General features: G+C 73.6%; 17 protein-coding genes and 1 pseudogene. 9 read left to right on the plus strand and 9 right to left on the minus strand.

Annotation, left to right across the window (positions count from 1 at the left end; genetic code table 11):
• Nucleotides 1-222: 222 nt before the first annotated feature.
• From OG715_RS30125 to OG715_RS30135, 3 genes are all read left to right on the plus strand, one after another.
• Nucleotides 223-735, plus strand: coding sequence for a pyridoxamine 5'-phosphate oxidase family protein (locus OG715_RS30125; RefSeq protein ID WP_266274144.1), 513 nt, complete (start codon nt 223-225; stop codon nt 733-735).
• A 138-nt stretch (nt 736-873) separates the two neighbouring features.
• Nucleotides 874-1,995 carry a TIGR03364 family FAD-dependent oxidoreductase gene (locus OG715_RS30130; RefSeq protein ID WP_266274143.1) on the plus strand — a complete coding sequence of 374 codons (1,122 nt, stop codon included), beginning with the start codon at nt 874-876 and terminating at the stop codon, nt 1,993-1,995.
• 36 nt (nt 1,996-2,031) lie between these two features.
• Complete coding sequence (locus tag OG715_RS30135) at nt 2,032-2,715, plus strand: phosphonatase-like hydrolase (protein WP_266274142.1); 684 nt, start codon at nt 2,032-2,034, stop codon at nt 2,713-2,715.
• 81 nt (nt 2,716-2,796) lie between these two features.
• Here the strand turns inward: OG715_RS30135 and OG715_RS42485 are convergent.
• Nucleotides 2,797-2,925: pseudogene (locus OG715_RS42485) on the minus strand (HAD family hydrolase); the annotation flags it as partial.
• A 571-nt stretch (nt 2,926-3,496) separates the two neighbouring features.
• Here OG715_RS42485 and OG715_RS30145 point away from each other — a divergent pair.
• Both OG715_RS30145 and OG715_RS30150 read left to right on the plus strand, forming a co-directional pair.
• The gene (locus OG715_RS30145) at nt 3,497-4,924 is read left to right on the plus strand and encodes a sulfatase family protein (RefSeq protein WP_266274141.1); all 1,428 of its coding nucleotides are present in this window, start codon (nt 3,497-3,499) and stop codon (nt 4,922-4,924) included.
• 91 nt (nt 4,925-5,015) lie between these two features.
• Complete coding sequence (locus OG715_RS30150; RefSeq protein WP_407661037.1) at nt 5,016-6,032, plus strand: formylglycine-generating enzyme family protein; 1,017 nt, start codon at nt 5,016-5,018, stop codon at nt 6,030-6,032.
• On the opposite strand, the gene OG715_RS30155 is transcribed toward OG715_RS30150, so the two are convergent.
• The 6 genes from OG715_RS30155 to OG715_RS30180 form a co-directional block, all read right to left on the minus strand.
• Nucleotides 6,016-6,336: a DMT family transporter gene (locus tag OG715_RS30155; protein WP_266274140.1), complete on the minus strand. Its 321-nt coding sequence runs from the start codon at nt 6,334-6,336 to the stop codon at nt 6,016-6,018. The genes OG715_RS30150 and OG715_RS30155 overlap by 17 nt on opposite strands.
• A gap of 6 nt (nt 6,337-6,342) precedes the next feature.
• A complete protein-coding gene (locus tag OG715_RS30160; RefSeq protein ID WP_266274139.1) occupies nt 6,343-7,017 on the minus strand; it encodes an HAD family hydrolase in 675 nt (224 codons plus the stop codon).
• Nucleotides 7,018-7,122: 105 nt separating this feature from the next.
• Nucleotides 7,123-8,208, minus strand: a complete 1,086-nt coding sequence (locus OG715_RS30165) for an ABC transporter ATP-binding protein (protein WP_266274138.1) — start codon at nt 8,206-8,208, stop codon at nt 7,123-7,125.
• Between the two features lie 23 nt (nt 8,209-8,231).
• Entirely contained in the window at nt 8,232-9,092 is an 861-nt protein-coding gene (locus OG715_RS30170; protein WP_266274137.1) for an ABC transporter permease, read from the minus strand.
• Nucleotides 9,080-10,048 carry an ABC transporter permease gene (locus tag OG715_RS30175; protein WP_266274136.1) on the minus strand — a complete coding sequence of 323 codons (969 nt, stop codon included), beginning with the start codon at nt 10,046-10,048 and terminating at the stop codon, nt 9,080-9,082. Before OG715_RS30175 ends, OG715_RS30170 begins: the two co-directional genes overlap by 13 nt.
• A gap of 65 nt (nt 10,049-10,113) precedes the next feature.
• Complete coding sequence (locus OG715_RS30180) at nt 10,114-11,283, minus strand: ABC transporter substrate-binding protein (RefSeq protein WP_266274135.1); 1,170 nt, start codon at nt 11,281-11,283, stop codon at nt 10,114-10,116.
• A 340-nt stretch (nt 11,284-11,623) separates the two neighbouring features.
• Here OG715_RS30180 and OG715_RS30185 point away from each other — a divergent pair, with 340 nt between their 5' ends.
• Nucleotides 11,624-12,430, plus strand: coding sequence for a GntR family transcriptional regulator (locus OG715_RS30185; RefSeq protein ID WP_266274665.1), 807 nt, complete (start codon nt 11,624-11,626; stop codon nt 12,428-12,430).
• Nucleotides 12,431-12,542: 112 nt separating this feature from the next.
• On the opposite strand, the gene tmpA is transcribed toward OG715_RS30185, so the two are convergent.
• Nucleotides 12,543-14,183, minus strand: coding sequence for a 2-trimethylaminoethylphosphonate dioxygenase (tmpA, locus tag OG715_RS30190; protein ID WP_438268134.1), 1,641 nt, complete (start codon nt 14,181-14,183; stop codon nt 12,543-12,545).
• A 140-nt stretch (nt 14,184-14,323) separates the two neighbouring features.
• Nucleotides 14,324-15,424: a pyridoxal-phosphate-dependent aminotransferase family protein gene (locus OG715_RS30195; protein WP_266274133.1), complete on the minus strand. Its 1,101-nt coding sequence runs from the start codon at nt 15,422-15,424 to the stop codon at nt 14,324-14,326.
• A 99-nt stretch (nt 15,425-15,523) separates the two neighbouring features.
• Between OG715_RS30195 and OG715_RS30200 the strand changes: the two genes are divergently transcribed.
• From OG715_RS30200 to OG715_RS30210, 3 genes are all read left to right on the plus strand, one after another.
• A complete protein-coding gene (locus OG715_RS30200; RefSeq protein WP_266274132.1) occupies nt 15,524-16,645 on the plus strand; it encodes an amidohydrolase family protein in 1,122 nt (373 codons plus the stop codon).
• Nucleotides 16,646-16,741: 96 nt separating this feature from the next.
• Nucleotides 16,742-17,419 (plus strand): uracil-DNA glycosylase, encoded by a 678-nt coding sequence (locus tag OG715_RS30205; protein ID WP_266274131.1) that lies wholly within the window; start codon nt 16,742-16,744, stop codon nt 17,417-17,419.
• A 132-nt stretch (nt 17,420-17,551) separates the two neighbouring features.
• Nucleotides 17,552-18,676 carry an SCO1860 family LAETG-anchored protein gene (locus OG715_RS30210; RefSeq protein WP_323182230.1) on the plus strand — a complete coding sequence of 375 codons (1,125 nt, stop codon included), beginning with the start codon at nt 17,552-17,554 and terminating at the stop codon, nt 18,674-18,676.
• The last annotated feature ends 2 nt before the right edge of the window (nt 18,677-18,678 follow it).

Raw genomic sequence — 18,678 nt, forward strand, 5'->3', positions numbered from 1 at the left:
GATCAAGAGGGACCGAGAGGGGCCGAGCGGTACCGCGAGCGGCCGGGCGGCGACGGCCGGTGCGGAACCGGCAGGTTGGACGCTGTCCCGACCCTTGTGCGGCAGGGGTACCGGGGAAGAGCATGTGAGCCGGGCGTGGCGGCCCCCGACGGGGGCACCCGCCCGGCTCAGTCGTGCCAGGGCGCCGCGCGCCGGGCGTGTCAGTGGAGGGAAGTGCTGCCCATGCCGTACCGACTCGACATCACCCAGGGGGACCGGCCGGCGGAGGAGCTCGGCAAGGGCGTCGAGGGACTGCTGGCCGAGGCGATGGTGCTCACCCTGGCGACGGCGGGGCACGAGCACGGCCCGCACGCCAACCTCGCCTTCTTCGCCTACGACGACGACCTCGTCCTCTACTTCGTCAGCGAGCGCTCCACCCGGCACAGCCACCACCTGGCCGAGGAGGCCAGGGCCTCGGCCACCGTGTTCCTGCCGCCGCCGGTCTTCGGCGAGCAGCTGCGCGGCCTCCAGCTGACCGGCAGCGCGGGCGAGGCGTGGGGGCGGCAGGCCGAGTCGGCGCTCGCCGCGTACCAGGGGCGGTACCCGGCCTTCGCGCAGGACGAGGAGGTGCGGCGGCAGTTCCTGACCGGTGGCGGGGCGGCGGCGCTGTACCGGTTCCAGGTGGAGGAGCTGACGGCGGTGGACGAGCCGAAGTTCGGCCGCCGGAACTACCTGCGGGCGGCCGTGCGGCGCTGACCCGGACCGGGGTGCCCGTCCGGCGGTCGTTCCGGGGACCGGGCGGGCACCATGTTGGCTGTACAACTTTTCGGTTGGTTCATCTGCGGTCCGCCACTCGGACTCCCCTCGGACACCTGGCGGCATCAGCCTGGCCGCATGAGAGTCATCGTCGTAGGAGCAGGCGTGCTCGGCACCATGCACGCCTGGCAGGCCGTCGAGCGCGGCCACGAGGTCGTCCACCTGGAGCGCGAGGCCGAGGCGCGCGGCGCCTCGGTGCGCAACTTCGGCCTGGTCTGGGTCAGCGGCCGCGCACAGGGCGAGGAACTGGACACCGCGCTGCGGGCCCGCGAACTGTGGGAGCGGATCGGCGGGCAGGTCCCCGACCTCGGCTTCCGCGCCAACGGCTCGCTCACCGCGATCCGCACCGAGGCCGAACTCGCGGTCGCCGAGCAGGCGCTGACCCTGCCCGACGCCGCCGCGCGCGGCTACCGGCTGCTCGACGCCGAGCAGACCCGGGCCGCAAACCCCGCCCTGCGCGGCAAGCTGCTCGGCGCCCTGTGGTGCGAGCGGGACGCCGCCGTCGAGCCGCGCACCGCCCAGCCCGCGCTGCGCGCCGCCCTGACCGCCACCGGCCGGTACACCTTCCTGCCCGGGCGCGAGGTCCGCGACGTCGTCGGCGAGCACGCCGTCCGCGACGACCACGGCGACGTCCACGCCGGTGACCTGGTGATCCTCTGCACCGGCGCCTGGCTGGGCGGCCTGGTCCGCGAGCTGGCGCCCGAGCTGCCGGTCCGCAAGGTGCGGCTGCAGATGATGCAGACCGACCCGCTGGACGAGCCGCTGACCACCTCGGTCGCCGACGGCGACTCCTTCCGCTACTACCCGGCCTTCGCCGGCAACGCCCTGGACCACCTCCGCGAGGTCCAGCCGCAGCCGCCGGTCGCCGCTGAGCACAAGATGCAGCTGCTGATGGTCCAGCGCCGGGACGGCGGTCTGACCATCGGCGACACCCACGAGTACGACCACCCCTTCGGCTTCGACGTGGTCGAGGACCCGTACGACCACCTGGTCGGCGTGGCCGAGGAACTGCTGGGCCGTCCGCTGCCCCGGGTCCGCCGCCGCTGGGCCGGCGTCTACGCGCAGTGCGTCGACACCACCCGGGTGGTCCACCGCGAGCGCGTCCGCGAAGGCGTCTGGCTGGTCACCGGCCCCGGCGGCCGGGGCATGACCTGCTCGCCCGCGATCGCCGAGACCACCGCCGAACTCGCCAACCTGTAAGTCCGCCCACCTGCAATCCTGTCGAAGGAACTGAACATGTCGAACGACATCCGCCTGGTCGTCCTGGACATGGCCGGCACCACCGTGGCCGACGACGGCCTGGTCGAGCGGGCCTTCGGGGCCGCCGCCGGCTCGCTCGGGGTCGAGACCGGCAGCGCCGAGCACGCCACCATGCTGGAGCACGTCCGCGCCACCATGGGCGAGTCCAAGATCTCGGTCTTCCGCCACCTGTTCGGCGAGGAGGAGAAGGCCCAGCGGGCCAACGCCGCCTTCGAGGCCGCGTACCACGACCTCGTCGACGCCGGACACTGCGCGGCGCTGCCCGGCGCGGCCGAGGCCATCGCCGAACTCCGCGGCCAGGGCCGCAAGGTGGTCCTCACCACCGGCTTCTCGCGGTCCACCCAGGACCGTATCCTGGCCGCCCTCGGCTGGCAGGACATCGCCGACCTCACCCTGTGCCCGGCCGAGGCCGGCCGGGGCCGCCCCTACCCGGACCTCGCGCTCGCCGCGCTGCTGCGCACCGGCACCGACTCCGTCCGGCAGATCGCGGTGGCCGGTGACACCGGCTACGACATGCTGACCGGCGTCCGGGCCGGGGCCCCGGTGGTCGCGGGCGTCCTCACCGGCGCCCACGACGAGCAGCGGCTGCGGGCCGACGGCGCGACCCACGTGCTGAAGTCCGTCGCCGAGCTGCCGGCCCTGCTGGGACCGGTCGGCTGAGCCGGACTCCGGGCGGGGTGCGACGCGAGGCGCGCCCCGCCCGGGCCGCGGCCCGAGGAAGTACGACCTGCACTCCCCGTTCTACCGGCCGACCGGGGCCAGGAGGGCGGGGAGTTCGCGCATGTCCTCGAAGACCACCGTGTCCGGGCCGGTCAGCCGGGCGGCGGGGGTGAGGCCGCCCGCGTAGCCGAAGGCGCGCATCCCGGCCGCGATCCGCTCGCTGTCCACCAGGACGCCGTCGCAGTCGAAGATGACGAGCCGCACCGGCTCCGCAGGAATGATCATCGTCGGAGGATAGCCGCGAGGGCCCCGGAGTCGGCGGGGGAAACCTGCGGCCGGATCTCCGAAACGGCGCCGACACAAAAGCGCGGGGGTATTGCCAGCCCTCGCCGGGAACTCCTAAAGTCGCACGCATGGCAGCTGGAGAGTTCCTGGCTGCTCGTCGGCACGTCGATTTCGGACGGCTCGCGAGCGCCCTCTGTACGGCCGCTCCGGCGTGAGCCGGCGGCGGTCCCCGGGCGGGTGGACGGGGACCGGCCGCAGCGCGTCGGACCTACCCGGGGTGGCTCGCACCCGCACCGTTCGTGCAGGTCGGTGAGGTTCCCCGAAGTGTTCGCCGCGGATCTCCGGCGAGTCTCCGTACCCGTGAGTTCAGTCCGGGGCGCGGGTGCGTCGTCGTCTCGACCGGTGGTCCGCCTCCCGTGAACGAATTCCGGTGGCACCTGCGGGGAATTCCCCCGACCGGTGTTCCGGAATCATCGACCAGTATGGAGGCAAGGTTATGAGCGAAATCGGTGATTCGGAGCCGAACGGTAATTCCGCGATCGGCCGGCGGGGCTTCCTCGCCGGCGCCGCGGCCGTGGCGGCCACCGCCGCCGCCCCGGTGGCGCTCCAAACGGCGGCGGCCGCCCCGGCCGCCGCGGCCGGGGTCGGCCGGCCGAACATCCTGCTGATCGTCACCGACGACCAGCCCAAGCAGACCGAGTGGGCCACCCCGCAGACCGTGGACTGGATCGCCGGCCACGGCGTCCGCTTCACCCGCGGCCACGTCACCACGCCGCTCTGCGCGCCCTCGCGGTCCTCGGTGTTCTCCGGCCGCTACGCCCACAACCACGGCGTGCGCAACAACGGCGCCTCGCACAGCCTGGACCAGCACACCACCGTCCAGCGCTACCTCCGGGAGGCCGGCTACCGCACCGGACTGTTCGGCAAGTACCTCAACTCCTGGACCCTGGCGGACAATCCGCCGCACTTCGAGGAGTGGGCGCTGCTCCAGCCCGCCTACAACGACGCCAGCTGGAACATCAACGGCACCGTCCAGACCCTGCCCGGCTACACCACCAACATCGTCAAGAACCGCACCCTGGCCTTCCTCGACAAGGCCGCCACCGACTCCCGCCCGTGGTTCGCCTACGTCACCCCGTACGCCTCGCACGCGCCCAACGTGCCCGCCCCCAAGTACGCGGACACGGTCGTCCCGCCGTGGAACGGACGCCCCTCGGTGCCCGAGGCCGACCGCAGCGACAAGCCCGGTTACATCCAGAACGCCACCGCCACCCTCGCCGACGGCCAGGCCGTACGGACCAAGCAGCTGCGCACCCTGCTCTCCGTCGACGACGCCGTGCAGGCGATCCACGACAAGCTGGTGGCCCTCGGGCAGTTGGACAACACCCTCGTCATCTACCTCGGCGACAACGGCTACACCTGGGCCGACCACGGCTGGCTCAAGAAGTCCGTGCCCTACTCCCCGGCGCACGAGGTGCCCTTCTACCTGTCCTGGCCGGCCGGCGGGCTCGGCGCGGGCACCACCGACCACCGGATCGTCGCCAACATCGACGTCGCCCCGACGATCCTGGACGCCGCCGGGATCACCCCCGACACCCCGCAGGACGGCCACTCGCTGCTCACCGCGTACAGCAGGAACCACCTGCTGGTGGAGTGGTGGAAGCAGGGCACGGCGGCGGGCGGACCGCCCACCTGGTCCTCGTACGTGGCGGCGGACAAGCAGTACACCGAGTACTACGCGCTGCACACCGACGCCAACGGCACGGTGTCCGGGACGGGCGAGGTGAAGTTCCGCGAGTACTACGACCTGGCCGCCGACCCGTACCAGCTGACCAACCTGCTGTACCAGGCCACGCCGCAGCAGGAACAGGCGCTCGGCGTACCGGCGCTGGCGGCACAGCTGGCGACCGACCGGGCCGCCTGACCCCGCACCCCGCACCCCGCACCCCGCACTCCACCGCGCCCGGGGCGGCGGCCGTCCGCCGCCCCGGGCCCCGACCGGACGAGGAACCCCCGTGGCGACCACCAAGCCCTGCTGCACCCCCGGCCGCGACGGCGCCGCCCCGGCCCCCGTCGCCCCGGCCCCCGTCGCGCTGGCCCCCGTCGCGCTGGCGCTCGCCGACCCGCCCCGGACCTCGCGGGTCGCCCGGCAGCTGACCGGCCTGCCCGGCGGGCGCTTCCTGATGGGCACGGACGACCGGACCGGCTACCCCGCCGACGGCGAAGGCCCGGTCCGGGCCGTCGAGTTGAGCCCGTTCCGGATCGCGACGACCGCGGTCACCAACGCCGCCTTCGCCACCTTCGTCAAGGCCACCGGCCACCGCACCGAGGCCGAGAGCTTCGGTTTCTCCTACGTCTTCGAAGGCTTCCTGGAGCCCGGACTCGCCGCCGCCTCACCGGCGGTGGCAGCCGTGCCGTGGTGGCGGGCGGTCGCCGGGGCGAGCTGGCGGGCGCCCGAGGGGCCGGGCTCCTCGGTCACCACCCGCCAGAACCATCCGGTGGTGCACGTCTCCTGGCACGACGCGCAGGCGTACTGCGCCTGGTCGGGCACCCGGCTGCCGACCGAGGCCGAGTGGGAGTACGCGGCCCGCGGCGGGCTGGAGCAGGCCCGCTACCCGTGGGGCGACGAACTCACCCCGGGCGGACGGCACCTGTGCAACATCTGGCAGGGCGTGTTCCCCACCCTGAACACGGCGGCCGACGGCCACCGGGGGACGGCCCCGGTGACGGCCTTCCGGCCGAACCGCTTCGGGCTCCACAACACCGTCGGCAACGTCTGGGAGTGGTGCGCCGACTGGTTCAGCCCGGACTTCCACCGCACCGGCCCGGGGCGGGAGCACCGCCGCGACCCGCTCGGCCCGCCGGACGGCACGGCGCGGGTGATGCGCGGCGGCTCCCACATGTGCCACGAGTCCTACTGCAACCGCTACCGGGTGGCGGCCCGCAGCTCGAACACGCCGGACAGCTCGGCGGGCAACATCGGCTTCCGGGTGGCCGCCGACGAGGCGCCTCGGGTCAGTGCCCGCCCTTGAGGTTGAGCACGACCACGCCGACGATGACCAGGCCGAGGCCGAGCCACTGCATCCGGCCCAGCGACTCGCCGAAGGCGACGACGCCGATGCCGGCCACGGCGGCGGTGCCGGCGCCCGACCAGACGGCGTAGGCGACCGAGACCGGTATGTGCTTGAGGGCGCGGCCGAGCAGGGCGAAGGACAGGACGTAGCCGATCGCCACGCCCACGCTCGGCCAGAGCCGGCTGAAGCCCTCGGTCAGCTTGAGGCAGCTGGTGGCACAGACTTCACTGATGATCGCCAGGGCGAGGAGTACGTAGGGCACGGAGCATTAAACCCCGGGCACGGCGGTGAGCCGTCCGAGGAGGTCCAGGTCCGCGTGCTCCAGGCTGTCCAGCAGGGTGATCCGGGAGCCGTTCGGGATCGCGGTGCCGGTGGACGGGACGGCGAGCACGGCGCAGCCGGCGGCGGAGGCGGAGGCGACCCCGGTCGGGGTGTCCTCGACGGCGACGCAGGTGGCCGGGTCCAGGCCGAGCCGGGCCGCGGCCGCGAGGTACGGGTCCGGGGCGGGCTTGGTGCGCGGGGTGTCCTCGGCGGCCAGGGTGACCGCGAACCAGTCCCGGCCGATGGTGCCCAGCACCATGTCGACCACCCGGCGGGGGGAGGCGGAGACCAGCGCGGTGGGCACCCGGGCGTCGCGCAGCTCGGCCAGCAGGGCGAGCGCGCCGGGGCGGGGGACGGTCTCGGCGGCGACCTTGCCGGCGAAGGAGTCGCCGAGCCGGTCGGCCAGCTCGGCCGCGCTGAGGGTGGTGCCGCTGACCCGGTGGAGGTGGGCGGCGGTGTGCTCGATCGCCCGGCCGAGCACCTCGGGGGCGTCGGCCTCGGTGAGCGGGTGGCGCAGTTCGTCGGCGAGTTCGGCGGCGGCTTCCCACCAGAGGTGCTCGGTGTCGACGAGGGTGCCGTCCATGTCGAAGAGGACGGCGGCGGGTGGGGGAGTTTCAGGCATGGCGGTACCTTCGGTGGTGCACGCGGAGGGTGGACGGGGCGGGCCGTGCGGCCCGGGCCGTTGGGGCGGGCCGTGTGGGTCGGCCGGGTTCGGGTCGGGTGCGGTTCAGACGGTACGCCGGTCGACCAGGACCGGGCGCTCCGGCAGGGTCAGCGCGGCGCGCGAGCCGACCGGCAGGCCGGCGGCGGCCTCGGTGGGCAGGTCGGCCTTGACGTCGGTGCCGTCGTTCAGGCGGACGGTGAGGCGGGTGACCGCGCCCAGGAAGGACGCCGAGACGACCAGGGCCACCCCGTGCTCGTCGGGGGTCAGCCGGACGTTCTCCGGGCGGACCAGCACCTGGAGCGAGCCGTCGGCGGGCAGCGCGCCGTCCACGGCGTGGCGGCGGCCGAGGACCTCGACGCCCTCGCCGGAGCGCTCGCAGGGGATGCGGCTCATGGTGCCGACGAACTCGGCGACGAAGGCGGTGGCCGGGCGGGCGTACAGCTCGGCGGGGGCGGCGCACTGCTCCAGCCGGCCGGACCGCAGGACGGCGACGCGGTCGGCCATCGACAGCGCCTCCTCCTGGTCGTGGGTGACGAACAGGGTGGTGATCCCCAGCTCCTGCTGGAGGCGGCGGATCTCCTCGCGCAGCGACAGCCGCACCTTGGCGTCCAGCGCGGACAGCGGCTCGTCCAGCAGCAGGACGCGCGGCTGGAGGGCGAGCGCGCGGGCGAGCGCGATGCGCTGCTGCTGGCCGCCGGACATCTGGTGCGGGTAGCGGCCGGCGTGCTGCGGCAGGCCGACCAGCTCCAGCAGCTCCTGGGCGCGCTTGGTCCGCTCGGCCTTGCCGGCGCCGCGCATCCGCAGGCCGAAGGCGACGTTGTCGGCGGCGGTCAGGTGCGGGAACAGGCTGTAGGACTGGAACACCATGCCGGCGTCGCGCTTGTGCGCGGGGATCGCGGTGATGTCCTTGCCGTCGACCAGGACCTGGCCCGAGTCGTGCTGCTCGAAGCCGGCCAGGATGCGCAGCGCGGTGGTCTTGCCGCAGCCGGACGGGCCGAGCAGGGCGAGCAGCTCACCGGGCTGGACGGTCAGGTCGAGGCCGTCCAGCGCGGTGGTGGCGCCGAAGGTGCGGCGCAGCGAGCGGAACTCGACGGTCGCGCTGCCGGAGGCGGTGGTGGTGCCGGTGACGGGGGAGATGGCCGTGGTCATGATGGGTGACTCCGGGGGTGGTTTCAGGAGGTGGCGGTCTTGGAGCCGCGCTGACGGCTGAGGCCGGCCAGCAGGAGCAGCAGCAGCCAGGTGAGCAGCAGGCTGAGGATGGAGACCGCGACCGACATGTGGGCCTGGCTGTTTCCGACCGAGTAGATCCAGACCGGGAAGGGCTGGTACCCGAGGATCGAGGCGGCGGTGAACTCGCCGAGCACGAGGGCCAGGGTCAGGAAGGAGGCGTTGAGCAGCGCGCCGCGCAGGTTCGGCAGGACCACGGTGAACACCGCGCGCGGCCAGCTCGCGCCGCAGTTGCGGGCGGCCTCGACCAGGGTGCGGACGTCCACCGCGCGCAGGCCGGCGTCCAGGGAGCGGTAGGCGAGCGGCAGGGCCATCAGCACGTAGGCGATGACCAGCACCAGCGGGAAGTCCGGGTCCTGGATGAACACGAAGGTCTGGAAGAACGGGGTGTCCATCAGGTAGTCCGGGCCCCAGCGGAGCACACCGATCGTGCCGGCGGTCAGGGCGACCGGGGGGACGACCAGCGGCAGGGTGCAGAGCACGTCGATCACCGGGCGCAGCCGGGGCGCGCCGAGCCGGACCGCGATCAGGGCCGGGACCAGCAGGAGCAGCAGCACCAGCACGGTGGCGAGGGCGAGGCCGAGGGTCAGCCAGAGGCTGTCCAGGAAGCCGGGCGCGGAGAGCAGCCCGGTGTAGGCCTCGAAGGAGATGCCCTTGGGCTCGTCGATCGAGAACCAGGCGGAGGCCGCGAGCGGGATCACGAAGTACACGCCGGCGATCAGCAGCACGGCGCCGCGCCACCAGCGCACCTTGGGCCGGCGGGTGGCCTGGCGGTGGGTGCGGGCGGGGGAGGTCAGCTGAGCCATCGGGCGCTCCGGCGCTGGAGGGGGAGGTACACGGCCATCACCAGGACGGCCACCACGATCATGTTGAGGCTGAGCGCGAGGGCGAGGTTGCCCTGGCCGACCAGCACGTTGCCGGAGAGCGCGTCCGCGATCGAGCGGCTGACCAGCGGGACGGTCGCGCCGACCATGGCGGCGGCCGTGGCGTAGGCGGCGAAGGCGCTGCCGAAGAGCAGGACGAAGCCGCCGAGCAGCGAGGGCAGCAGGATCGGCAGGGCGACGTGGCGCCAGTACTGGTAGGTGGTGGCGCGGTTGTTCTGCGCCGCCTCGCGCCACTGGACGCGCAGGCCGTCCAGGGCCGGGGTGATGGTGAGCACCATCAGCGGGATCAGGAAGTACAGGTAGACGATCGTCAGGCCGGTGAAGGTGTACAGCGACCAGCCGTGGTCGGTCAGGTGCAGCAGCCTGGTGATCTCGCCGGCGTTGCCGAGGGTGGCGACGAACGCGAAGGCGAGCGGCAGGCCGCCGAAGTTGGCGAGCACACCGGAGGCGGTGAGCACCGCCTGGCGCAGCCAGCCGCGGTTCGAGGTGACGACCGCCTGGGCGAGCGGCAGGCCGATCAGGGTGGCGAGCAGGGCGGTCAGCGCGGAGAGCTTGAGGCTGCTCAGCATCGCGGTGAGGTAGGCGCCCTGGACGGAGGCCGTCACATTGTCGAAGGTGAACTGCCCGGCACCGGTCTCCGCGTCGCTGGAGGTGGTGAACGCGCCGATCACGATGGCGACGGCGGGGAGTCCGAAGCCGATCACGAAGAACAGCAGCAGCGGCAGGGTGGCGAGCCACGCGCCGCCGAGGCGGGCGAGCGGTCCGCGCCGCCGGGTGGGGGCGGGGGTGGTGCGTGCGGCGGTGGTCGACGCCCCCGCGCCGCCACCGGGTTCGGTGGCGGCGGGGGTGGTCGGCACCGGGGTGGGAGCCGTGGTCATGAGTGCCTTGTCTCAGCCGGATGAGTGGTGTCTCAGCCCGATGGGTGGTGCGTGGCCGGGGTGGGTCAGCCCGCGATGGCCTTGGTCCAGTTCTCGGTGACGACCTTCTTGGCCGCGTTGATCTGGTCCACGGTCGGGAAGTTGGTGAACGGCTTCTCGACGGCCGGCAGCTTGGCGGCCGCGGTGGCGTCCAGGGTGCCGTCCTTCTTCAGGGCCTCGAAGGTGGACGGGGTGGCGTAGCCGCCGAGGAAGAGGTTCTGGCCCTCGGCGCTGAAGAGGTACTCCTGCCACAGGCGCGCGGCGGCCGGGTGCGGGGCCCACTTGTTGATCGCCTGGTTGTAGAACTGGGCGTAGGAGCCGTCGACCGGGATGGAGACCTTCCAGTCGACACCCTTGTCCTTGAACTGGTCGCTGTAACCGGCGTTCAGGTAGGACCAGTCGATCGAGATCGGGGTCTCGCCCTTCTCGATGGTCGCCGGGGTCGACTCGACCGGGTTGAAGTTGCCCGACTGCTTCAGCTTGCCGAAGAAGTCGATGCCGGGCTGGATGTTGTCCAGCGAACCGCCGTTGGCGAGCGCGGCCGCGTAGACGCCGCCGAAGGCCGAGCCGGACTTGGTCGGGTTGCCGTTGAGGGCGACCTGGCCCTTGTACTCCGGCTTGAGCAGGTCGGCGAAGGTCTTCGGGCAGTTGGCGATCTTCTTGGCGTCGCAGCCGATGGAGATGTAGCCGCCGTAGTCGTTGACGCGGGCGCCGGTCGCGTCCTTCATGCTGTCCGGCACCTTGTCGAAGGTGGCCACCTTGTAGGGGGCGAGGATGCCGTCCTTGACCGCCTGCAGGGCGAAGGCGCTGCCCAGGTCGACCACGTCGGGGGCACGGTCCTGGCCCTTGCGGGAGTTGATCGCGTTGATCTCGTCCTGGCTGGAGCCGTCCGGGTTCTCCTCCTCGACCTCCAGGCCGTACTTGGCCTTGAAGCCGTCGATGATCTTGCCGTAGTTCGCCCAGTCGCGGGGGAGCGTGATGACGTGCAGCTTCCCCTCCTTCTTGGCGGCGGCGACCAGGCCGTCCAGACCGCCGAGGTCGGCGGCGGAGGTGGCGTCCTTGGCGTCCTTGGTACCGGCCTTGGCGGCGTCGCCGGCCTTGGCGGTCGAACCGGCGGAGCCGCAGGCGGTCAGGGAGAGCGCGGCGGCGGTCAGTACGGCCGCGAAGGCGGCGGCGCGGGCGCGGTGCACGGTCACGGGGAAGTCTCCTGTAAAGGGGGCGTACTGCGAGGGGGCGTTCGCGGGGGGTCCGCGGGCCTGCGTCTCGCGAAGGGCGGCGGGCCGGCCGGGTGAGAGGCCGATCGCGTCGTCCGAGTTGACTAGCCAACTTCGCTGACGGGGGTAAGTACGCCGGAGTCCGATGACGGGAAGGTGAACGGATGGCCCAGAACCGGGGTCGGCTGCGGGAACGGTCGAATCAGATCGCCGGCGGATGATCGCCGGAGTGCGATGCTTCGGAAGCGCAGCGGGATATGGTCGGGCTGTCCGCGCCGGTACGGGCTGCGCAGGACAACGCCCAGGAGGGACATTGACTGACGTGGCACTGGAGCCGGGGCGCCCCGAGAGCCGCCCGACCGGCGCCGCCGGGGCCGAGCGCACGTCCGGTTCGCTCTACCGCAAGGTCGCCGCCGACCTGCGCGAGGCGATCACCACCGGCGCGTTCGGCGAGGCCGGCCGGCTTCCCGCGGAGGGCGCGCTCGCCGAGCAGTACGGCGTCTCGCGCGGCACCGTCCGCCAGGCGCTCGCCGTGCTGCGCTCGGACGGACTGGTCACCTCGCGCCGGGGCACCCGTCGCGTCGTGCTCGGCACGGCCCGGGTGCAGAGCTTCTCCGAACTGCTCAGCTTCACGCACTGGGCCTACTCGATGGGCGAGGAGCCCGGCGGCATCCTGGACTCGCTGGTCCGCCGCCCGGCCGACGCCGCCGAGCGCGACCAGTTGCGCCTCGAACCGGGCGACGAGGTCTATGTGACGGTCCGGCTGCGCACCCTCTCCGGGAAGCCGGTGATGGTCGAGCGGACCATCTACCCGCCCCGGGTGGGCGAGATCGTCGCCGAGCTGCCGCCGGACGTCGTCTCGCACACCGAGGTGCTGCGCGAGCACGGCATCCTGTTCACCGACGCCGATCACACGATCGACATAGTCGCGGCGAACGCGGACGACGCCCGGCTGCTGGGCTGCCGGCGCGGCGGTCCGCTGCTGCGCGAGCGGCGCCGGACCACGGACCCGACCGGCACTCCGGTGGAGTGGTCCCAGGACCGCTACCTGCCCGGCACGGTGGCCTTCAGTATCCACAACTCGCTGGCGGCGTCGGCGCTTTCGCGGCACGCGCGGGAGAGTGACTGACGCTCGGGGGCGTCGCCCGTCCGCCGCACCGGTTCGCTGTCGTACCACTGCAACCGCCGTACCGCCGCACCGCTTCAACGGCGGTGCGGCGGTGTGCTGTTGGCGGCACGGGTCAGCGCATCAGCGCGGCCAGCAGCGGCCGGAAGTGCGGGAAGTCCGGCGTCACCGCGTCCGCCTCCTTGGCCTCGTCGTCCCAGCGGCGGACCGCCACCGCGTCCTCGGCGCCCGGGTGGGCGGCGAAGGCGGCGGCCTCCTCCTCGGACATCGGCCCGCCCTGCACCTGGAGGGTGTACTCCGAGGCCTCGGACAGCCGGGCCCGGTACTCCGGCTCGACCGTGCACAGGTAGCGCTTGGCGGCCACGTGCAGCCGGACCGGCTCGGTGACCTCCGGGCCGAACCAGCGGGCCAGCCAGTCCGCGCCGGTGTGGCTGTGCCGGTTGTCCCGGCCCGCCATCAGGTCCCGCCCGTGCAGGGTCCCGTGGCTGTGCTTGTCGAGGGAGAGATGTCCGACGTCGTGCAGCAGCGCCGCCGCGACCAGGTGCGGGCCCGCGCCGGCCGCCTCGGCCAGCGCTGCGGCCTGCAGCATGTGCTCGGCCATGGTGACCGCCTCGCCCAGGTACTCCCCGGCGCCCTCGCCCTCGAACAGCGCGGCCAGTTCGTCCAGCGCGGCCGAGCGGCGTTCCAGCACGCTCAGCGTGGAGGACAGCGAGTCCAGGTCGGCGTAGCAGCCCTGGAGGTGGCGGCGGCCGTCCTGGGCGAAGGCCGTCCGGGCGTGCAGCAGCCGGACGTTGTCGAAGATCAGGCAGTCCCCGGGGTCGAGCCGGAACTCCAGCTGCAGTGCCGGGCGCAGGGTGATCGCGGCGAACGCCCGGTAGGCGGCGTAGAAGGCGTCCAGCTCCGCCGCCGGGCCGCGCAGGGTCGCGATCGAGCGGTTGTTGAACCGGACCTCGCGGATCCGCCCCAGCGGGTCCACGTCGATCAGCGGCCGGTCGGCGCGCAGTTCGGTGCCCCGGTCGCGGAACACGAACGGCACCGGGGTGCGGGTCAGCACCGCGAAGTGCTCCGGTGCCTCCGCGCGCAGCAGCGCCGCCGCCCGGAAGCCGTCCACCAGGCCGGAGTCGCCGCCGGTGGCCGAGTTCTCCAGGCAGTGCAGCAGCTGGAGGGTGGGCACCGGGTCCCGGTACGGGTTGTCGCTGTGCGGGGCGATCGCGGCGCTGGTGAAGGCGAGGTTGTTCGGGTCCGGCTCGACCCGGACGTCGAACAGCGCGCCGTAGTTGGTGACCCGCACGTACCCGAAGGTCTCCGCGACCGCCAGCACCTGCCGCTCCACCGCCGGGACGCCGCGCAGCACCGCGAAGCCGGAGCGGCGGACGGCGGCCAGCACGGCGGCCTGTTCGGCCGGGTCGGCGAGGTAGGTGTCCCAGTGCGCCCCGGGGATGCCGCCGGCGAAGTCGGCGGCGTCCCAGAGCTGCTTGTCGGCCTCCGTCCGCCCGTCGCCGTCCTCGCCCCGGGAGAGCCACTCGGACGGGTAGCGCGAGCGGTGCCCGTCCGACCAGAGCACCTCCAGGTGGCCGTCCAGCTCGGCCCGCGCGGCGATCGCCAGATCGTCCGGCAGGTCGGTGATCTGGAACAGCTTCTGCCCGTTGCGCGGGTCGCGGCACTCGGTGCAGGGGCAGTTGTCGCGCAGCCAGTACGGCGACAGCTCGGTGGTGGTCATGGTCTTCTCCTCGGCGGCCCGGAGGGCGGGGGTCAAAGTTGTACAGACAACTTCTCCGTCGCGCAGGAGCCTGCCCGGGGTCGGTGAGGTCCCGGTGCCGGGGGAGTGAACGGCTCGGGAACGCTCGGGAACACTGCCCGGCCGGTCAGTGTTCCCGAGCCTCGGCCCGCCGGGTGTTACCGCCCGGCGGTGAGCGCCTGCTCCCAGGCGGCGTCCGCCGCGGTGAGGGCGGGGGCGGCGTCCGCAGCCGTCGCGGTGGCGAGAGCGGTGAGGGTGGCGCGGACGGTGCCGAGGTCCGCGGCGGTGCCGTAGTGGTTCACCCGCAGCATCGAGGCGGCCAGCGCGCCGCCGCCGGCCTGGACCGGGAGCGAGGCGTCCAGTCGCAGCAGTTCGCGGGCGAGGCCGGTGGCGCCCAGGCCGTCCGGGGTGCGCAGGGTGGTGGCGACCGGCGCGGCGTGCGCGTCGTCCGGGACGAAGGGGGAGAGCGTGCCGAGCGCCCGGACGCCCGCGCGGGTGGCGGCCGCCGCCGCGCGGTGGCGGGCGATCACGGTGTCCAGGCCGTCCGCCGCGATCCGGTCCAGGCAGGCGCCGAGCGCCAGCATCTCCAACTGCGCGGGCGCGTGCGGCAGGACGGTGCGGCCGGCGTCCGTCCAGCGCTCCTTCCAGTCCAGCAGCGAGAGGTAGGAGCGGCGCGGGGCGGCCGGGTTGGCGGCGATCCGCTCCCAGGCCCGTGCGGAGACCGAGACCGCCGAGACGCCGGCCGGGCCGCCCATCGCCTTCTGCCCGCCGATCACGCACAGGTCCACGCCCCAGGCGTCGGTCAGCAGCGGCTCGGCGGCCACCGAGGCGACGGCGTCCACCATCAGCAGCGCGCCGTGCTCGCGCACCGCGGCGGCGATCTCCGCGACCGGGTTGGTGTTGCCGGTGGCGGCCTCGGCGTGCACCAGCGAGACGAAGTCGATCGCCGGTTCGGCGGCCAGGGCCTCGGCGACCTGCTCGGCGCTCACCGCGGTCTCGAACGGCACGGCCAGGTCGACCACCTTGGTGCCGCAGTCGCGCAGCCAGTTGCCGAAGGTCTGGCCGTAGGGGCCGGTGACGATGTTGAGCGCGGTCGAGCCCGGGTGCGCGGCGCCGCGGATCGCCGCCTCCAGCGGCAGCAGCGCCTCGCCCTGGGTGACGACGACATCGGCGGTGGTGTGGAGCAGCGCGGCGACCTTGTCCTCGATCGCCGCGAACTCGGCGGCGGTGAGCGGGGGAAGGTCGAGGAAGGGGCTCACGGTCTCGGGGCCTTTCGCGGGGAGGGGCGGTGCCGGTCCGAACGAGTCTGCCTCACAATCGCCGCCCGCAGGCAACGGCGCCGTCGGTAGAGTGCCGCCATGAGCGATGGCGCGGTGCTGCACGTCCGTGGTCGGGTGCTGGTGGGGCCGGAGGACGTCCGGGACGAACTCTGGGTGGTCGACGGCCGGGTGGCCTTCTCCCGGCCGACCGCCGTCGGGGCGGGGGCCGGGTCCGGGTCCGGGTCCGGGGACGTCCGGACGGTCGAGGGCTGGGTGCTGCCGGGCCTGGTGGACGCGCACTGCCACGTCGGCCTGGACGCGCACGGCGCGGTCGACGCCGCCACCAGCGAGAAGCAGGCGATCACCGACCGCGACACCGGGACCCTGCTGCTCCGCGACGCCGGTTCGGCTGCGGACACCCGCTGGATCGACGAGCGGGAGGACCTGCCGCGGATCATCCGGGCCGGCCGGCACATCGCCCGCACCCGCCGCTACATCCGCAACTACGCGCACGAGATCGAGCCCGGCGACCTCGCCGCCTACGTCCGGGCCGAGGCCAGGCGCGGCGACGGCTGGGTGAAGCTGGTCGGTGACTGGATCGACCGGGAGCACGGCGACCTCACCGCCTGCTGGCCCGGCGACGCGCTCACCGAGGCGATCGCGGCGGCGCACGAGGAGGGTGCGCGGGTCACCGCGCACTGCTTCGCCGCCGAGTCGCTGCCGGACCTGCTGGCGGCCGGCATCGACTGCGTCGAGCACGCCACCGGGCTGACCGAGGAGCTGATCCCGGTGTTCGCCGAGCGCGGGGTCGCGATCGTCCCGACGCTCGTCAACATCGCCACCTTCCCGCAGCTGGCGTCCGGCGGCGAGGCCAAGTTCCCGTCCTGGGCCGCCCACATGCGTCGGCTGCACGAGCGCCGCTACGACACGGTGGGCGCCGCGCACGACGCGGGCATCCCGATCTACGTCGGCACGGACGCGGGCGGCTCGCTGGCCCACGGCCTGGTCGCGGAGGAGGTCGCCGAGCTGGTGAAGGCCGGACTCGCCCCGGCCGAGGCGCTCTCGGCGGCGAGCTGGGGCGCGCGGGCCTGGCTGGGGCGGCCCGGTCTGGAGGAGGGCGCCCCGGCGGACTTCGTGGTGTACGCGGAGGACCCGCGCGCCGATGTCCGGGTGCTGGCCGATCCGCGGCTGGTGGTGCTGCGCGGCCGCCCGGTGGCCTGAGCGGGGGCGGCGCCCCGGACGCCGACGCCAGTGCCGACGCCGGGGCCGGTGGTCGTGGTGACAGGGCTGTCCGAGTAGGCCGATAGGGTTACGCCCATGGCACCGCGTCCACTGAATGAGATCGTCGAGCCCGGGTGGGCCACCGCGCTGGAGCCGGTGGCCGGGCGGGTCGCCGCGATGGGCGACTTCCTCCGCGCCGAGCTGGCCGCAGGCCGCACCTATCTGCCCTCCGGACCGAATGTGCTGCGCGCCTTCCAGCAGCCCTTCGCCGACGTCCGGGTGCTGATCGTCGGCCAGGACCCCTATCCGACGCCCGGTCACGCCGTCGGCCTCAGCTTCTCGGTGGGGGAGGACGTCCGTCCGATCCCGGCGAGTCTGATCAACATCTTCCAGGAGTACGGCAGCGACCTCGGCCTGCCGCAGCCGTCCAACGGCGACCTCACCCCGTGGACGCGCCAGGGCGTGCTGCTGCTGAACCGCGCCCTGACCACCGCCCCGCGCAAGCCCGCGGCGCACCGGGGCAAGGGCTGGGAGGAGGTCACCGAGCAGGCGATCCGCGCCCTGACCGAGCGCGGAGGCCCGCTGGTGGCGATCCTCTGGGGCCGGGACGCGCGCAATCTGCGGCCGCTGCTGGGCCAGATCCCGGCGATCGAGTCCGCGCACCCGAGCCCGTACTCGGCGAGCGGCGGCTTCTTCGGCTCCAGGCCGTTCAGCCGCGCCAACGAGCTGCTCGCCCAGCAGGGCGCCCAGCCCGTCGACTGGCGGCTGCCCTAGCAGATCCGCGTCATCCCAGAGCGTCAACATCACCCCAATGGGTGAAATGACTCTCTGTATGACTCGTATGACGGATCGTTTGAGAAGACTGGCGGCTCATCCAATTCCTGTCGTTGGTCGTGGGGTACCGCCATGTCTTCTCGCACCTATAGCTCTTCCCGTTCCCACCGCTCTTCCCGTTCCGCTCGCCGAATCGTTTCCGCAAGCGCCGCCGTCGTGGTCTGCACACTGCTCACCGTGCCGACCGCCACGGCGGCCCCGGGCGCGCCGGGTGGTCCGGGCACCGGGACCGCCGCTCCCGGCTCGCCGGGCAAGGCGCGCGCCGTCACCGCCGAACTCGACCTGGACGTCCGCCTGTTGAACAACGCCGTGGACGTCCCGGTGAATGTCTCGCTCAACAAGGTGGAGTCCCCGGCACAGCGCGACGGCACCGTGCTCACCGCCAAGGTCGACGGCGTCGACCAGTCCGGACCGGTCACCCTGGTCAAGGCCGACGTCGGCAAGTCGGTGACCAGGACGGACGCCAAGGGCGCCACCGCCTCCGTCACCCTGGCCGACGCCGATGTGCACGCCCCCGGCCTGCCCGGGACCACCCTGCTGGGCCTGGAGGCGCTCACCGCCACCGCCACCTGTCCGGTCGACGGGCAGCCGACCGCCGACGTGGTGGCCCCGGCCAAGCTCACCGTGCTCGGCAAGTCCGTCACCGTCAGCCTCTACGGGCCGACCAAGGTGGACGTGCCGCTGGTCGGCAGCGTATCGGTGGAGTTCTCCAAGAAGACCACCACCTCGACCACCGCCGCCGCCTCGGCACTGGAGGTCCAGGTGGCGGTGGACCCGCTCAACCTCAATGTCGCCAAGGTGACCGGCACCATCAGGATCGCCTCGGTGAGCTGCGAGAAGCCGGTGCCGGCCGCGCCCACCGCCACCCCGGCGCCGTCGGACGCGGCCCCGAGCGTGACCCCGGCCGCCCAACCCGTTGCGGACGTCACCCCGTCCGGAGCCCCCTCCGCAGCCCCGTCCGCGGCCCCCGGCACCACCCGCGCCGCCGCCCCGCAGGTCGCCGGCACGACCCCCTCCGCCCGCCGGACCGGCACCGGTACGTCCTCCGCCGCGCCCGACCACCTGGCGTCCACCGGTGGCAACGACGCCACCGCCCCGCTCGCCGCCGGAGCCGCGGCCCTGGTGGCCGGTGGCGCCTTCGCCCTCTGGGGCACCCGCCGCCGCCGCGCGGTCGCGGCCCACGCCCGCCGCCACTGAGC

Source organism: Kitasatospora purpeofusca (assembly GCF_036010405.1).
Classification (GTDB): domain Bacteria; phylum Actinomycetota; class Actinomycetes; order Streptomycetales; family Streptomycetaceae; genus Kitasatospora; species Kitasatospora purpeofusca.

Coding starts and splice junctions, on each gene's coding strand:
- OG715_RS30125 (WP_266274144.1), top strand. CDS start 223: ATGCCGTACCGACTCGACATCACCCAGGGGGACCGGCCGGCGGAGGAG.
- OG715_RS30130 (WP_266274143.1), top strand. CDS start 874: ATGAGAGTCATCGTCGTAGGAGCAGGCGTGCTCGGCACCATGCACGCC.
- OG715_RS30135 (WP_266274142.1), top strand. CDS start 2,032: ATGTCGAACGACATCCGCCTGGTCGTCCTGGACATGGCCGGCACCACC.
- OG715_RS30145 (WP_266274141.1), top strand. CDS start 3,497: ATGAGCGAAATCGGTGATTCGGAGCCGAACGGTAATTCCGCGATCGGC.
- OG715_RS30160 (WP_266274139.1), bottom strand. CDS start 7,017: ATGCCTGAAACTCCCCCACCCGCCGCCGTCCTCTTCGACATGGACGGC.
- OG715_RS30165 (WP_266274138.1), bottom strand. CDS start 8,208: ATGACCACGGCCATCTCCCCCGTCACCGGCACCACCACCGCCTCCGGC.
- OG715_RS30170 (WP_266274137.1), bottom strand. CDS start 9,092: ATGGCTCAGCTGACCTCCCCCGCCCGCACCCACCGCCAGGCCACCCGC.
- OG715_RS30175 (WP_266274136.1), bottom strand. CDS start 10,048: ATGACCACGGCTCCCACCCCGGTGCCGACCACCCCCGCCGCCACCGAA.
- OG715_RS30200 (WP_266274132.1), top strand. CDS start 15,524: ATGAGCGATGGCGCGGTGCTGCACGTCCGTGGTCGGGTGCTGGTGGGG.
- OG715_RS30205 (WP_266274131.1), top strand. CDS start 16,742: ATGGCACCGCGTCCACTGAATGAGATCGTCGAGCCCGGGTGGGCCACC.
- OG715_RS30210 (WP_323182230.1), top strand. CDS start 17,552: ATGTCTTCTCGCACCTATAGCTCTTCCCGTTCCCACCGCTCTTCCCGT.